Origin of the sequence: Anabaenopsis elenkinii CCIBt3563 (assembly GCF_015245355.1) — a bacterium.
Lineage (GTDB): Bacteria > Cyanobacteriota > Cyanobacteriia > Cyanobacteriales > Nostocaceae > Anabaenopsis > Anabaenopsis elenkinii.
This window is the reverse complement of the sequence record NZ_CP063311.1, coordinates 2,501,107-2,517,749: the sequence shown is the minus strand read 5'-3', so window position 1 is coordinate 2,517,749 and position 16,643 is coordinate 2,501,107. Positions and strand designations below refer to the sequence as shown.

Genomic DNA, 16,643 nt, shown 5'->3' with positions numbered 1-16,643 from the left:
AAGACAGCAGACCGAAAAATAGCTGATTTCTACCCTTTGGTAATATAGCTGGGAGGATAGAAAATTTGAATCTGTATTATCAAATGAGTTCTCCTATAACCACCAACAGAAACTAATAAGAAAATGTATAGCAACCGCCAAGGAGGTTAGGACGCAAAAAGCAAGACATCCTCAATGGCATCTCGTAAAGAATCAAACCGCTCAAGTTTTTTGCGGATTCGACTTTTTAACCAAGACCAACATTTTTCAATCTGATTCAGGTCTGGAGAATAAGGTGGTAGGTACAGCACTTCACACCCTGCGTACTGAATCAGTTGTTGAATGCGCCCACCTTTATGAAATGTGGCATTATCCATCACCACAACCTGTCCTGGTTTGAGTGTGGGAAGCAAACAAGCTTCAAGCCAAGTCTCAAATACTATTCGATTACACGCACCCTCAACAGTGAAAGGAGCTATCAGCTTATGGTTACACAGCGCGGCAATTATGTTCACCCGACCTTCACGACGACCTGATTTAAGTGCATGGAAGCGCTGTCCTTTTGAGTTCCAACCGTAATCATACTGGTCTCGGTTGTCCATTCCTGACTCATCGAGGTATACAATCTTCTCCACAGGTAACTCAGACAACTGCGTTACGAAAGCCTGTCGTTTGACCTCATCGCGCTCACGGTAGCCATAAGTCTTTTTTTTCGCGTAAAACCAATTTTTTTCAAAGCTCTTGAGATTGTGCGATCGCTAATTTCTTCAGGCCAAAGTGAGGCCATCTCTACTTGGGTTTTATCGCCATGTACGGAAGCAAACTCACGAAATTTTTCCCAATCGGTAATTTTGTGACCATTCCCAGGACGCTGATTAGGCAAGGCTTGGAAGTCCCCCGTTTCGGTTTTTCGCTTCAACCATAGGGTGATGGTGTTGCGACTAATATTAAACATTTGACTGGCTTGAGTTTTCTTCAAGCCATCGAGTTCAATCGCTTGGATTACTTTTTGACGAAGGTCGTAACTGTACGGCTTGGGCATATACCTGTAGCAAGCGATCGCTTCACATGAAAAGGGACTACTTATAGTTTATGCTTAAATTACCTTGGCGGTTGCTATATGTGGTGTTGGGTTTCGTTTCCTCAACCCAACCTACTACTAATCATGACTTGACAAACATCCTCAGTTCAACACGCCCTTCCTTTTGTAGTTCTTCTAAAAATCATCCCGAAATACTCCAAAACACAGGCTTAAAAAATCAGGATATTTGGTTAGACTTAATCAAGCTATATACAGGTAACTTGATGTTTTTAAAAACTATTACCGTTGTAATCAACAAAAATTATGATGGTGAAGTTGCGGATTTTTTAGCAGAAAATACATTACATATTACCCAGCAAATGCAGTCTTATTTTCAAGATAAATTTAACCGTTTATCACCTATAGAAAAACAAATAGTATTACAACTGAGTAAATTTGAAAAACCTATTTCCAGAGAAGAATTAAGACAAAGTTTAATACAAAAAAGTTTAACGCAAAAATTAAATTTATCCTCAGTTGATTTTAATAACGGTTTACAATCTTTACAACAACGGTATTTAGTAGGTAAACAGAAAGAAGATAAAGTCATGTTTTCATTATCTTCCGTTTTTCGGGAATATGTGAGAAATTTAAACTAGATCCCCGACTTCTTTGATCATCATCTTCATAATTGATCACTCATGATAGAAGTCGGGGATCTGATACCATTTAGATTTTATATCGGAAATAGCACCTTTAGCCATAGATGCGATCGCCTTATCTTTCGCTTTTGGTGTAGTTAAATAGTTTAATATTTTTTTATTGTATTAAATAATAAGTAATGATATTATTTATCCCCAATTTCTTTAAGAAATCAGGGATATCAAATCTACAACTAACACCAAATGCGACCACGACGGAAAGGTTTATCAGGTTCAGTTTGTTGGGCTTTTTGTCTAGCCATTTTTGCAGGCGACGACGCGGAGTAAGTCACCCCATGAACAAGTCAAAAGTCAAAAACTTTTCAATTTGATTTTTGGCTTGATAATTGGGGTTTTCTCCTTGGGTTTGTTAGTATCGTAGTAGCTGACATAGCTGATTATTAGCCCTTACCCCATCAAAATGAGCAAACAATATGAAAACAGTTGACAAGAATGACTTAAAAGCTAATTTACTAGAATTTTTGCAACTTGTAGAATTGCAAGGTGAAGAAATTTTAGTTACTGATGGAAGTAACCCCGTTGTGAGAATTTCTCCCTATCAACAAACCCCTACTACTGAAGAATTATTTAAGAATATGCGCGGCAAAATTAAGTATTTTGAAGATATAACTACCCCAACTACAGAGGAATGGCAGGAAGTATAAAAATTGTTCTTGACACCTGCCAAATCCAGTTCCCTCCCCTTACAAGGGGAGGGTTAGGGTGGGGTAAAACAATATTTGATACACTAATCAGAAGTTTTAAAACATCCTCTGAGATAATCAGAATATTCAACCCAAGTATTTACGAATGGCTAAGGCACATTGACGAAGTTTTACAATCCAACTAGGAATCAATAACTTTTTCAGGAATTTAACCCATTTTGGCTGTAAACTTCGGAGATATTTCTTAATAATCTCAAATTTCTGTTCCTTGATTTCAATATGATTCGGTAGTATAAATTTTCTGAAGTTTTCTTGATCCTGAATCGGTTTTAAACGTTGATTTACGTACCAAGAACCATGTGTACCACTACCATCTAAACCAATATTAGTAACGTAACTGTTGGGAGGATATAGTACATATCCATTGTGTTTAAAAACACTCAAATACCAGCGAACTGCCCAAGAATCTATTTTGCCAGACATTTGTTGATTTAGCATATCAAAGAAACCATAGTTATCATCTAAATCAAACCGCGATCGCATATCTTTATCACTCTTTAATACTTCCCAGCCAGTACTTTGTGGGTCAAACTTTGACCAAGCCCTTTGCCATGTAGCCCATCCCCAAGAATATGTGAAGGGTAAAAATAGGGCTTCAGTTTCCCCTATTAACTCGGGAATTGGAAACATATAACCAGAGACTTGCATTACCGACTCTTGATCTTGGTACTTATCTAAAGCTGCGTTTAAGAATGTTAAGAACTCCGGCGCTACTACTAAATCGTCCTCTAGAACTATTACACGACCATATATTTCACATATATGACTGACTCCAGCAATGATTGAATTTGCTAGACCCTTATTTTCTGAAGATTCTATAATCTTGGCTTTTTCATTTAATAAAGAGTGAACTAATTCACGAGTTTGATTTACCTTTTCTCTATCTTCTTCTTTTTTGACACCATCACAAAAAACATAGATGGGACTCTCAGCAAACTCAGGACACTGCATCAGACTTTCTAATGTACGGCGAGTATGCTCAGGACGCTTATAGACAAAAAGTGCAATGGGAGAATAATTCATAGTTTAAACCAAATGAGAGTCTAATTAACAGTAATTTATTTTTCCTAGGATATATTTAATTTTCAAATTCCAATAAATATCAATTTCATCAAGATAACATTTCATAGACAAAATTCTATTCAAGCTATTGAGAAAATATTTCTCCGATTTGAAAATGAAGTTTATCTGTAGCTTGTTTCACAGATAAATTAATTTGCTGCATTTTGAGATATTCATATTTTTTTAGACTATCAATCAGAGATAAATTCTCTAATTGGGGATGGCGGAAAATGACTAGCTCGTTCCAGTGCATATCCTGGTATATTCCCAATATCTTATTGTCTAACGACTGTTCAAGAAATGGAAATGCTAATGTACCATTGATCATTGCTGGAAGTGCGACATGCAAACGATCCGTAATTACTATTGAATCGTGCTCATAAAGCTTGAGGCTATCACTCAGGTCTGAATTGTGGATAAATTCCACCGGAGTTGGGATCTGTGAACTCAGCTTATTAGCCAGTTGTCTCATCCAGGAGACATCTCTATTTACATTAGCAAGACAGATAACCTTTTGAAAATAACTACTTCCACCACTTTCATTCATCAATTTTACAGCAAATAACTCAATAATCTTTTGTGTATTTTCACCTCTATCCCCTCGAAAAGAAAGAATTAGTTTTTTTCCGTATACCTCTTGTTGATTATTGTGATTAGGCTCTATAAGAAATGCTAAATCCGGCCAAACTTCTGCCGATAATTTGTTGTTAGCCAAACTTAGACTATCTCTCACTGAATACCTGTGAATATACTTAGAAATAATTTTTTCCAAGATGCGTTCAGGTAGAGTAAGTGAATCAAGTGATTTGCAGATCCAAATACACTTAAGACCCCATGACTGCATCACAAATAAAATGATCTGGTTTTTAATGTAGCGTAATCTATGCTGTAGTTTTTGCAGTCGCAAGTGTCCTGGAGTAATACAAAAATATTCATATTTGGACTTTCCCAATAAGATGGAGAATAAAAGTTTAGCATCAAAATTTTTATCAGATTCAATTAGTCTCACATTTGCTAAATCAAAGCAACTCATCTTCTTTAAAACATTTAAATCTTTTTTGCTATGCAGCACATCAACGTTAACGTATTTAGCAATCTCCCGGATAAGGCAATTGTTAATTAGCAGATCCCCCAGATTTTCCGCGGGAACTCCACGCAGGGTGTAAAGTAGATTTTTCATAATTTAAATTACTGTTTATCAATCCTTTTTTCAATCCAGTTGAATATGACCTCAGCCCTACTCTGTTTTGAGATAGTTTCAGCATTAGCGACTGCTTTTAGCCGATATTCAGTGTACCGACTCTGGATGACCTTAATAGCGCTAGCAATTTCATCGGGGGAGTTTGGATTTACTAAAATTGACGAATTGGGAAAAACTTGGCATCTCACTTCTGGTACATCTGAACTAACGATAGGAATTCCCATAGCCATGGCCTCCGAGATAGCATTAGAACAGCCTTCTCCCCTCGTAGGTAGAACAAATACATTTGCGCAACCTAACCATTGCGGTAGCTCTTTGTGGTCAACACAGCCACTAAAAATAATTTGCTCAGATAAAGGGGGAGCATTTCCTTTCCCAATCAAAACTGCCTTCATGTCAGGAAGTAAACCCAGAGCATCTAATAGCTGTTTATATCCTTTCCGCTCTATAAACTGACCTACATAGATCATCACAAAAGCCGCAGGATTTATTCCTTTTTTAAGGCGTGCTTTAAGCATATCAACTGGGAAAAATTGTTTTGGATCTGCTCGGTTTGGAATCGTGAGAATGGGAGTTTTTTTGACTAGTCCACTTAGCTGTAGGTGATGGGAAATCACTGGCGAGTTAGAAATTAATCCCGACGTCGATTCGGCGATGATATTTTTACTTTTAAGTGATAGTTTATCAACTCCATATTCAATCTTAGACTCACCACAACCAACGAATAAAGGAGCATTAAAAGCTTCAGCTACCCGATGAGCGCCTTGAACAGTGCTAAGAAAATGACAATAGACAAATGTGGGAGGTGATGAAACATATCTTAAGCCCCAAGAACAGGCGGCTGAAAAAATCAATTCCTGAATTAAATGTTGAAGGCGTCGGTTCCAAACAAAAATTCTGCTGATATTTGGTAAAAATGGTCGTATTACTTTTATATCATCTTCTGTTTTCGATAACAATGGTTGAATGAGCTTTCCTTTTCCTAGAATAGGCTGTGGAGATATGACGACAACTTTTGCTCCAAGCTGCTTCCAACCAGAAGCAATGTTTTTTACAAAAATGCCAATGTAAGGTTGTTCTGGAGAGGGATAAGAAGCAGAAACAATAATTATCTCTTTAATTATGTCTTGGTTGAGATTCATATTTTCTTGTGATTGATATATCATAATCCTCAAAAAATCAGGTTATTTTCTATGGGAACATAAGGACCGATTCCCCTAGCTATTTGACTATAAAAAGAATAAATACTAAAAACAAGAATCATTATAGTAGCTAGGGGATAGACTTTACGCTCGCCTACTGTAACTAAAGCTCCAAGACCTATTATATTAGACCAATATAAATCACGTACTCGATGTGCTGCCCAAGGTAAATCATAGTTAAATATCCAAAATATCCAACCCAATGTCAGTAAAGAAAATAAGATTCCAGTCTCTGGATTTAGCCAGAATTTACGTCGGAAATATAAGGTAAATAACAAAATAACATATGAAATAAACCCCCGGATTGCACTTTCGCGTGTCGGTAATACTTCAGATTCAGCCTTGAGTATGTAACCGGTTAAAGTCTTGATGGGTCGAAAAGAACTTAAGAAACTATTTGTAGAGATAAATACTGCTATCGTTTTAAAATTAATGATATATAAACTAATAATAATTACTACTAGAAATAAGATTATAGCCTTTAAGTACCAAGATGAGATACTGAGAGATTTATGATTAATAGCTACATCCAAATGTTTTGTTTTAATGTTAGTATTGGTCAAATTTACTTTTTTATATTTGTTTAACTGTAAGTTCAATACTGGTACATATTTGAGGAACATAGCCAATAAAAGGAACACCGATACATAGTGAAAAACACTTGAAATACCAACAGTAACAAAGAAACTTCGGAATTGACGCTCTACAAAAAATGTCGATGCTAAAAAGCATAAAGCATAAGCAATTCCCATTCTTTGTTGACCAAATGAATTGAGATAGTAGTTGAAGAAAAAAATATAAAGACCAATGTTTATTGGTGCTTTAATCCTACTTAGTGACCAAATGAATAGCACCAAAATCCCAAGAGTCTGGCAAAAAATATATACGTTATAAATAGGAATAAAACTCTTGAATATAGAAATTATTAAAATATACAAAGGTTCTATCCGAAAATTATCTGAACCCTGTAATACAGCATCAAAACCTTTATCAACAAAAGCAGGTATTCTATAAAAAATATCAATATAAGATTGATAATCTTGACCCATTTCACCGCGTAAACCTACTAATGTGCTGAGGAGCAATACAATAAAAACTGTCACCATGTTAATTTTGGTGTTGTTAGTATTAATCAAATAGTCAATTAATATTACAGTTGATAATAAAATAGTTAATACTAACCAAATATCCATTTTGAGGAAAGCCTAATTAATTACTATTTGAATTAATTTCGTGAGAAATTAATTCTGAAAATCAGAATATCAAGTCTTTGATAATATTTGAAATTAAAGTCTGCTGATTGAGATATGCTCAATCAGGAAAAAGTTAGAATTACTACACTCTCTTAATCTTAAAAGTCAAATTGATATTTATTTATTCGAGCCACTAAGATATCTATTGCGATTAAACCAAGCTGACAGTAAATATACACGATATATCAAGTTTCTTGAAAACTCAGAAGACTGATGCTTGCTTAACATGATTAATTTCAATCTAGCCAATAATGTCACCATCGCCGATTGATTCCACAGGTGACATTGTTGGATTTCTTGGCTAAACCAGTCCCAATTTTGCAGTACAACACTGCGGTAGTCATAGGTAAAGTGCATTTTGCCGACCATATCAGAATCTAGTCCAATACGACTTTTAAGTATCTGACGCAAAATCAGCTTGTTCTTGAGTTGTTTGCGATCAAACAAGTAGACTTCTGGCATTTTGCCGAAGTATTCAGCGATGCTTTGATGAGCAAATGGTAATATAAGGTTACATTGACTACTATCACAAAAATTTCTCACCTTTCTAGTAAACATTTCACAGGAAATTGGTGTCCCCAAGTCACTTTTGAAATCATAGTAATCCCAATTGCTGCGTAGGACGGATTGATGTTCCCAGTATGGATAAACCGATATAGTTTGAGTAAATATTTTTTTACTGTCACCATAACTCAGCCCACCCATGTTACACATTTCTGCAGGAGTACGTAGAAAAAGGGAGAGTTTATTCTCAGATGAGACCCAGGAGCGAAGAAGAGTGAATTTTGAGAAGAATTGAGAAAAATACAACCGCTTTAAATCACGAAAGCTAATATTTCTCGACATATATACATCATTTCCCATCCCATCAATAATATTTGCGCCAACTAACTCCGAAATTTGTAAAGTATACAGAGGGTAAGCTAAGGTCACACCATCGGTGCAAGGAAAAGGCGCATTAGTGAAAAACTCTTCAATAATTTTTTTGTGTGGCGATTCTAAGTGATCAACTTCGTAGAGGGTTCGATGTTGGAAGCCCAGCTTTTTAGCAATAGAGCGTGAAACTTCACTCTCGTCCGCCTGTCCTTTGGATTTGTGTGTGATGAGTGTCACCTGATCTTGCCAACCCGCCTCTGCCAAGGCTAAAGCTATGGTATTACTATCTTTACCAGCGCTGTGGAATAAAAAACTGGGTTTGCTAGGATCAATACGCGATATGGTTGCTGCTGCTAACATCTGCAAAATCAGGTCTTCATCTGGCTGCATCTCATCCTGATTCAGACGATTAGCATTGAGAAAAGGAAACTCATGCTTGAATGTCAGCTGAATTTTTTCATTGATGGTTTTAACTTGGACACTGTCACCAATACCAATAATAAACACATTTTCATAAGCGGTTTTTGGCGGTGGGACTACCCCACTTTGTAATAAAAACGAAATTCCCTCATGGGAGACAGTTAAAGGCTTTTTCACTCGTGTATCATTTAAGAGTGCTGTGATTGAAATAGAATAAAGCAGGGTTTGCTGATCTGCAGCTAAATACAAATAGAGCGGAAACGCCGCTGCCAAATCGCAAACCAGTGTAATTGGTGGGTCATTGAGACAATATTGGCTAATCAGTTTTGAGTCCAGGATTTTATCTAACTTCATGGTTTTCAATTTTGTTATTCTTAGTATCAGTAAAATTGTTTAGCTTTAGGTATTCATAAGTGTATTTAAAGTGCCGCGAGGCGCTGAAAACTGGCAGACCTTTGTAACAAGTCCCGATAACTCCCCTGAGCCACCACTCGCCCCTGACTTAACTCCACCACCAAATCACACCTCTGCACCGTACTTAACCTGTGGGCAATTAAAATTACCGTCAACTGATGACTCAACCCCTCAATAGCCGCCATCACCTCCCGCTCTGTCGCATTATCCAGCGCACTCGTCGCCTCATCAAACACAATCACCGAGGCATTGCGATACAGCGCCCGGGCAATGCCTATACGCTGCCGTTGACCCCCACTCAGCCGAATTCCCCGCTCTCCTACGTAGGTATCATATTTAGCTGGTAATCCCTCTATAAATTCATCAATCTGAGCCAACCGCGCCGCCTTTCGCACTTGCTCAAAATCAATCTGGTCTTGAGGAATCCCAAAAGCAATATTCTCCGCAATAGTGCCATCACTCAGAAAAATCTGCTGGGGTACATGGGCAATACTCTGTTGCCATTGGCGTAACCTCTCACCTTGTAAAGGTAACCCATCTACCCATATTGTGCCTTTATTTGGCTGCAGAAGTCCCAAAATTAAATCTGCTGTGGTACTTTTCCCACTTCCCGTACTCCCCACAAACCCTACTGTGGTCTTGGCGACAATCTGCAGGTGAAAATCACGCAATACCCAGGGTGTTTCCTGGTGATAACCAAACCATACCCCCTCAAACCGTAGTTCCTGTTCCAACCCCAAGGGCCTGGTAAGAGCCGTTCCCAGCAGTGGCTCAATGGGTCGTTCTAAGGCTACTAACACCCGCGTTAACGCCGCCCGCGACCCCTGAATTTTTGCCACAGATGCAAAAGCCTCTTGTAAAGCCGGTAGTAACCGTTTCGCCCCCAGGGCTAAACTACCTAATACTGGCACCGCCTGGCTAAAATCCCCATTTTGACCTAAACTCAGTGCTAAAAGGGCGATCGCAGACAATGCCAAAGCCTCTATGAGATATCTGGGGGACTGGGAAATAATCAAATTAGTTGCTGTAGCTTGCTTGAAAGCAGCCTCCGCCCCCAGATACACCCGCTCAAAAAATTCTTGGGAATGTCCCAATAGCACATCCCGAATCCCGCCAATCCCCTCCTGCACTACCTTGATTTTCCGTTGCCCTGATTCAGCGATAATTTTGCTATTACGCTTGAGTAAACGTTGCCGGGTGCGATAAATCACTGTGTAGGCTCCCCCTAAAATTACTCCTGTCCAGAGGGCAATGTTGCCATCAATGAATAATAGCGTCCCCATTAAAGCAGGTATAACCAGGGCATCCGTCAAAAACGCCACCAAGGGTATCAAGATATTACTAGTCAGAAGCGTGGTATCCCCGGTTACTGTCTGCATCAAATCGCTACTGTTGTGCTGCACATGGAAACTGTAGGGCTGTCGCAGGGTAGTGTGATAAACTTGGCTACTGATATCAGAACCCACCGCTGCAGCCAAGCGCAACCGCACATGCAGGGTCAGCAACCGCAGCCCATTAGCCAACACTGCGGCGACAATGAACCCCACAGCTAAGGCCCTCACTAGTTGGGTTGGGGTCTGAATCTGTAATAAGTTTAATACTGGTTGGAGATGGGGAGCATTCAACAGCATCTGTGCATTAGTCAAGGCTCCCAGAAAGGGAAAAATTGCCCCCACACTAACCATCTCACTCACAGAAGACAGCAGCATCAGCAGTAGCAAAGCCCCCAACTGCACCTGACGGCGACCACTCAGGTAGCCCCACAATTGCCGTAATTCCTTAATTAATGTTTGACTGTGCTTATGTCGCTTTTTACTGTGCATATACGGTTGGCTTTTGACTGGATGAAAAATCTGGGAGTCCTTTTATCTGTAAGATTTTAAAGAGAATCAAAGAATTTCAAGTATGACAGCGAAGGGATCTGGCGTTCACCGCGTAAACTCACCTACAGCAGGATTACCCTGAGAACCCATTACCCCTGTTAACTGTTGCCATAGTTCCCTGGGAGCTAAAGAAATCTCGTATTTCCCGTCATCAAAGTGACGGATATAATACCAATTTTTTTGCTGACACTCTTGACACCAAAAAGCCTCTAACCACTCTGCTATGATGGGAACTGTTCTATATTTGCTTATTAATAAAGACCCAGACCGCCGACTTAAAAATTTATCAGCATCAATCCTATATTTTTGACTAACGCTATCAAGATAACATCCATGAATAGGACAGTAAATAGCTCTGCATTTTGACCATTTCCGATTGCGATCGCACCTTCTTGCCAATTTGATCTCCTAATATATACAGCAGATAGTAAAGTTAGTTTTGGAGGGGTTAAACTTATTCAGATGGATTAACATCTAAGTCGTGAAAAAAAGAATTTGATTAATTAATTTTTATATCTTATGCGTTCTCCATAAAAACACAATAGGTAATTTCATGGAATTTTCAAAAACGTATTTCTACGGAATATCATCCGGTGATAGTATGAGGTAATAATTTGTCAAAGTTTTTCCTAGTTTATGTTTATATTTACAGAAGATTACCTAGTAAAAATTACGATTTATTGAACCATTTACCGGTTATTTCTTTGAATTGAGACTCAATAGTCTGATTTTTCCTATCTCGGTTTTTAGCATGATAGTCATAATAATGATTGTAGGAGTAACTACTATTGTTAGATACGGCATTTACCACCATGCCCAACACGGACAACCGTGAATTTTCTAGCAGTGTCTTTGTAGTGATAATGGCATCAGAATTAACCACACCAGGACGGGCAACTAATAACACTCCATCTGCCATTTTGCCGATAATTGAGGCATCAGCAATAAATCTTAAAGGTGGCGTGTCAATAATCACGCAATCATAATCTTGGGAAGCCTGTTGCAGTAACTGCTGCATCCGCTGTGAGTCCAACAGCGCCGCCGCGTTAGGGGGTATAGTTCCCGCCGTGACCAACTCTAGATTTACTATGACTTCGTGAGTGGTTTGTGCCAAAGTAGCTTGCCCCACTAAAATATTACTTAACCCCATCAAGTTAGGTTGTTTCCACAGTTCATGTTGACGGGGACGGCGCATATCTGCATCAATTAATAGTACTCGCCTTCCCATCTGGGCAGTAGCCACTGCCAAATTAGCCGCCACAAAAGATTTACCCTCACCAGGTAAACAGCTGCTGACGACAATCACCTTGAGTTCCTGGTCTGACAGGCTAAAACCAAGGTTGATTTGCAGCATTTCAAAGGCTGCATTCACCGATGAGTAGGGGTTATTGAGTACAGGTAATTCTGTTGTATTCTGCTCACGAGATAGCTTAGGAACGGTACCCAACAAAGGATAACCGAACAGTTCCTGGGCTTCTTCAGCTGTTTTCACAGATTTGTCTACAGCATCTAGTAATAAAGCGGCTGCAAAAGCCAAGAAGAATCCTAAAAATCCCCCTAGTGCCAAATTCAATTGAATACGAGGAGAAACGGATTTATCCGGCAATAAAGCCTGAGAAATAATTCTGGCATTACCAACATTCTGGTTTTCCACCACTTGCACTTCTTGGAATCTTGTCAGCATTTGTTCGTAGATGACTCTTGCCACTTGTAGCTGTCGTTGTAGCTGTAGTTGTTGTTGTTCCAGCTTGGGTAAGGTTCTCAGACGGGCTTCATCGGTGGTAAAAGCCTGGTTCAATACATTAACTTGATTCTCCAAACCCAGTCGTTCTACTTCTACTTGCACCAAATTAGCAGTTAAGGCTTGTTTGAGTTCTCCCATTTGTAAATTTTGCTCTGGAATTGGCTGTGAACTACCCAGGGTTTGGGTAACTCTTGCTTCTAACTGTGCCCTAAGAGCTTGTTCTTTCTCCAATAAGTTCACAACTGTGGGATGTTGTTCTGTTAACCTTGACCTTTCTACAGCCAACTGATCTTGAACCTGTTGGTATTCTGATAGCACTTGTTGTACTGCTGCTGACTGACTCAAAGTATTAATTGCCGTAGCTTGCTGTATATTCAATCCCAGTTGATTTTGCAAAGCAGCAGAACGGCTGTTAGCATCTACTAATCGCGCCCGCAGTAGAGTGATCTGGTTAGATATTTCATAGAGTCTTTCAACTCCTTGTTTAGCTTCTTCTTCTAAGAGTACAACCTGGTATTTTTCTTTAAACCGACGTAGTGCTAATTCCGCTTCTGCAACTTGTGCTTCAACCACGGGTAATTCCTTACTTAAAAATTCCCTTGCTGCTGTAGCTTGGGAACGGTTAGTCAGCACATTATTTTCTAGATAGGCGGACATTAATTGATTGACTACGGCTTTGGCTTCTTCAGGGTCAACACTCCGGTAGGAAATCTGCAAAACATCAGTACCTCGAATACTTTCTACTTTTAAGTTACTCCGGAAACTATTGATTCCTAAAGGTTCTCCATCTTGATTATTTAGCTGTAACTCAGAAATAGTTTTTTGAATTAGGGGGTGAGAGCGAATAATTTCAGCTTGGGTGTCCAAAGGGTTGGAACCAACTCCCACACCACTGAGTTCTCCCAGGCTCTCACTCACACCTGTCAGGGAAGAAATACTATTTTGCTTATCAAAAATCAGCTGACCTTCGGCTTGATAAATCGGCTTTTGACTAAAAGTGACGAAGGCTGTCAGTCCAAAAACAGACCCGATAATTGTTGCTATCAGTAACCAACGTCTTTTTACAGTGAGCCAATACTTTTGTAAATTAATTTCGTCTTGGTCTTCTTGATAGTAAGGCATAGATCAGTTAATACTTTATAGGATATTTTAAAAGTTATGATTTAAAAGTTATGATTAATGTATCAAATATTGTTTTAGCCCACCCTCACCCTTTCCTTGTGGAGGGAATGGGACTTGATTTTATTGCTTTCCTTTTTGTTCTGTGTTCCCTGTTCTCTGTTGAAAACTTATCAAACATCCTCTTAATATCCTCTGACAATTAATCAATAACATGGTGAATTATCCAATATTTTTCATGTTAATAACAAACGTAATTCTACTGTTTTCATCTAAATGTAGTAAATACTTAATTTTCATTATTTCTGTACAGCAACCTAAGAGTAATTACTTGAGCTATTCTCACCGAAAAATTACTTAATCTCCATACCTCATGACCAGCAAACTAGGGGATTTTACTTAATTTATAAATTTACGTAATTTTGACATAGAAGTGGCGACTCGGAATATATTAAGTTCTCCATGACACTAAATAACCATTAATACAACAAATATCCGTCTGATGAGAATCAGTTGGTGTATTCATGAAAATCATGGCTTGTTTTTCGATAAATCATCATGTATTTTTCTGAGGACTTTTAGCATAAATGTTGGGACTTTTTCCTAATTTACGCATATGAATACGACTTTTCCTATTCGCCAAAAAACCAGGAATTTACATTACACAGATCATATCCTCTGTGTCTTACTGTTATTAGGGGATATTCTAGGTTTATTTTTGAGTTTATCCCTTTTTCTCTGGTGGCGGGGGGCTGAAAATATCAAGAGTTCTGAAGGTGTAATTTATTTATTTTTTTGCCTAGTTCTCGCCGGGCTGTATTTAGCAAATACTTACCATCCAGAAAGCCAAATATCAGGTTTACGCGCTCCCTACCGGATTTTGATTAGTAATGCGGTTATAGGCTGCATGATGGCATCTCTGATTTACTTTACTGGTGTTTGGGGAAAATATCTGGTTTTAGAACCAGGGATTTTACTCCCTAGTTTAGGGATATTTACCATCTGGGCTATAGGATTAAGAATATGGGGTTCAAACTGGGCGCGATCGCAAGCTCAACAAAGACGTTGGTTAATTTTAGGTGCAAGTAAAAAAACCATTTTATTTGCGGAAACCTTTTTAGAACAGAGTTCATTAGGTCATCTGGTGATACTCACAACCGCCGAGGAGAACATCAATAAGTTAGAAAAAAGTAATCGAGTTTCTACGGGGAGCCTCAATGACCTACCCCAATGGAGTCAACAATCTTGGTCAGGGGTAATAGTAGGAACACAATTATCTGATGCACATATACAGCAGTTAATCCAGTTACGTTTGTCTGGCGTTTCCATCTATGGGATTCCTGATATTTGTGAAACCTTGTGGTATAAACTTCCCTCATCTGTGCTTCAGGATAACTGGCTAGCTTTTGGTAATGGTTTTAATTTAGCAGCTGATAGCATCAGCCAAAAGCTCAAACGTATATTAGACATTATTCTGGCATGGTTATTACTGGCCTTTTTATCTCCGCTGATGTTGCTAGTAATAGTAGCTATTAAGTTAGATAGTCCAGGACCAGTGTTTTACACACAGATACGAGCTGGTGTGGATGGAAAACCCTTTAGGGTGTACAAGTTCCGATCTATGTATGAGGATGCGGAAAAACGGGGGGCGCAATGGGCGAACCAACAAGATCCGCGAATCACCAGGGTAGGACGCTGGTTACGCCTGATGAGAATCGATGAACTCCCACAGATTTTCAACGTCCTCCGGGGAGAAATGAGCCTCATTGGGCCGCGTCCAGAAAGACCAGAATTTGATGTCAAGTTGCGAGAAGAAATTCCCTACTATGACTTACGTTATGTTGTCAAACCGGGAATTACAGGTTGGGCCCAGGTGATGTACCCCTACGGCGCATCAGTGGAGGATGCTAGGGAAAAACTAGCTTATGACCTGTACTACATCAAAAATTATTCTCTGGTTTTAGATTTAGCCATCTTTTTCAAAACTATTCGGGTAGTACTACTAGGTAAAGGTAGATGAATCAAAAAGTCTTAGTCACCGGGGGAGCCGGATACATTGGCTCCCATGTAGTTCGTCAGCTGGGGGAAGCAGGTTATGATGTTGTCGTCTATGACAATTGTTCTACAGGTTCACCCCAAGCAGTATTGCATGGTGAGTTAATTATTGGTGATTTACAAGATTTACAACACCTGTGGCGGGTATTTTCTCAGCACGAATTTACCGCTGTTTTACACTTTGCTGCTAGCCTGAGTGTACCCGAGTCTGTTTCTTATCCCCTAGATTATTACGCTAACAATACTCGCAATACCCTGAATTTACTCCGTTGTTGTCACAAGAGGGGTGTAAGGCAAATTATCTTTTCTAGTACTGCGGCTGTCTATGGACAACCTGCAACAGTTCCCGTAACTGAATCTACGCCCACTGAACCGATTAATCCCTATGGACGCTCTAAACTTGCTTGTGAGTGGCTGATTCGTGACTATGCCAAGGCTTCTGATTTACGTTACGTAATTTTACGTTACTTTAATGTAGCCGGAGCCGAGCCTGGTGGGCGATTGGGGCAGATGTTAAAAGATGCATCTCATTTGATTCGCGTCACTTGTGATGCTGCATTGCAACGCAGAGCAGGGGTGCAAATTTTTGGTACGGATTTTTCTACACCAGATGGGACGGCAATTAGAGACTATATTCATGTGGAGGATTTAGCCGCCGCACATTTAAATGCTTTGACTTATCTGCAGCAAGGTCACGATAGTCAAGTTCTCAATTGTGGTTATGGACAAGGATACAGTGTCCGTGAGGTGATTGAACGGGTGAAGGAGATTTCTGGGGTGGATTTTCCAGTCGTGGAAACAGAACGTCGCCCCGGTGACCCGGCTTGTGTGATCGCTAGTGCTGATCAAATCGGTGGCTTACTGGGTTGGCAACCAAAATATAATGATCTGGATGAAATTATTTCTACTACTCTGGCTTGGGAAAGGTGTCGTCGGGATTTGATTTCGGTGGTTGGTGTTGGTTGATATGGTTTTTTTGAAGGAGCTG

The 16,643-nt window shown here is 39.3% G+C and carries 14 protein-coding genes; 4 read left to right on the top strand and 10 right to left on the bottom strand.

The window, feature by feature from the left end; translation table 11 throughout:
- Window positions 1–146: 146 nt before the first annotated feature.
- A protein-coding gene (locus IM676_RS11085; RefSeq protein WP_200986959.1) for an IS630 family transposase occupies window positions 147–1,021 on the bottom strand; the annotation gives its coding sequence in 2 pieces (ribosomal slippage) (window positions 147–689 and window positions 692–1,021; 873 coding nt in all).
- 50 nt (window positions 1,022–1,071) lie between these two features.
- Between IM676_RS11085 and IM676_RS19815 the strand changes: the two genes are divergently transcribed.
- Window positions 1,072–1,659 (top strand): hypothetical protein, encoded by a 588-nt coding sequence (locus IM676_RS19815; RefSeq protein WP_225880335.1) that lies wholly within the window; start codon window positions 1,072–1,074, stop codon window positions 1,657–1,659.
- A gap of 236 nt (window positions 1,660–1,895) precedes the next feature.
- Here the strand turns inward: IM676_RS19815 and IM676_RS11075 are convergent, their stop codons facing one another.
- Window positions 1,896–1,964, bottom strand: a complete 69-nt coding sequence (locus IM676_RS11075; RefSeq protein WP_225880494.1) for a cyanobactin biosynthesis PatC/TenC/TruC family protein — start codon at window positions 1,962–1,964, stop codon at window positions 1,896–1,898.
- Between the two features lie 171 nt (window positions 1,965–2,135).
- Here IM676_RS11075 and IM676_RS11070 point away from each other — a divergent pair, with 171 nt between their 5' ends.
- A complete protein-coding gene (locus IM676_RS11070) occupies window positions 2,136–2,366 on the top strand; it encodes a type II toxin-antitoxin system Phd/YefM family antitoxin (RefSeq protein WP_200986970.1) in 231 nt (76 codons plus the stop codon).
- 126 nt (window positions 2,367–2,492) lie between these two features.
- Here IM676_RS11070 and IM676_RS11065 read toward each other — a convergent pair whose 3' ends face one another.
- From IM676_RS11065 to IM676_RS11030, 8 genes are all read right to left on the bottom strand, one after another.
- The gene (locus IM676_RS11065) at window positions 2,493–3,449 is read right to left on the bottom strand and encodes a glycosyltransferase family protein (RefSeq protein WP_200986969.1); all 957 of its coding nucleotides are present in this window, start codon (window positions 3,447–3,449) and stop codon (window positions 2,493–2,495) included.
- A gap of 124 nt (window positions 3,450–3,573) precedes the next feature.
- A complete protein-coding gene (locus IM676_RS11060; protein WP_200986968.1) occupies window positions 3,574–4,668 on the bottom strand; it encodes a polysaccharide pyruvyl transferase family protein in 1,095 nt (364 codons plus the stop codon).
- A gap of 8 nt (window positions 4,669–4,676) precedes the next feature.
- Window positions 4,677–5,855, bottom strand: a complete 1,179-nt coding sequence (locus IM676_RS11055) for a glycosyltransferase family 4 protein (protein ID WP_225880334.1) — start codon at window positions 5,853–5,855, stop codon at window positions 4,677–4,679.
- Window positions 5,856–5,860: 5 nt separating this feature from the next.
- Window positions 5,861–7,084, bottom strand: a complete 1,224-nt coding sequence (locus IM676_RS11050) for an EpsG family protein (protein ID WP_225880333.1) — start codon at window positions 7,082–7,084, stop codon at window positions 5,861–5,863.
- A 177-nt stretch (window positions 7,085–7,261) separates the two neighbouring features.
- Window positions 7,262–8,794: a hypothetical protein gene (locus IM676_RS11045; RefSeq protein ID WP_200986965.1), complete on the bottom strand. Its 1,533-nt coding sequence runs from the start codon at window positions 8,792–8,794 to the stop codon at window positions 7,262–7,264.
- 65 nt (window positions 8,795–8,859) lie between these two features.
- Window positions 8,860–10,677: an ABC transporter ATP-binding protein gene (locus IM676_RS11040; RefSeq protein ID WP_225880332.1), complete on the bottom strand. Its 1,818-nt coding sequence runs from the start codon at window positions 10,675–10,677 to the stop codon at window positions 8,860–8,862.
- 105 nt (window positions 10,678–10,782) lie between these two features.
- Window positions 10,783–11,136, bottom strand: coding sequence for a hypothetical protein (locus IM676_RS11035; protein ID WP_200986964.1), 354 nt, complete (start codon window positions 11,134–11,136; stop codon window positions 10,783–10,785).
- A gap of 271 nt (window positions 11,137–11,407) precedes the next feature.
- Window positions 11,408–13,603, bottom strand: a complete 2,196-nt coding sequence (locus IM676_RS11030; RefSeq protein ID WP_200986963.1) for a GumC family protein — start codon at window positions 13,601–13,603, stop codon at window positions 11,408–11,410.
- A gap of 613 nt (window positions 13,604–14,216) precedes the next feature.
- Here IM676_RS11030 and IM676_RS11025 point away from each other — a divergent pair.
- Both IM676_RS11025 and galE read left to right on the top strand, forming a co-directional pair.
- The gene (locus IM676_RS11025) at window positions 14,217–15,620 is read left to right on the top strand and encodes a sugar transferase (RefSeq protein ID WP_200986962.1); all 1,404 of its coding nucleotides are present in this window, start codon (window positions 14,217–14,219) and stop codon (window positions 15,618–15,620) included.
- A complete protein-coding gene (gene galE, locus IM676_RS11020; protein ID WP_200986961.1) occupies window positions 15,617–16,621 on the top strand; it encodes a UDP-glucose 4-epimerase GalE in 1,005 nt (334 codons plus the stop codon). The genes IM676_RS11025 and galE overlap by 4 nt, the downstream gene beginning before the upstream one ends.
- The last annotated feature ends 22 nt before the right edge of the window (window positions 16,622–16,643 follow it).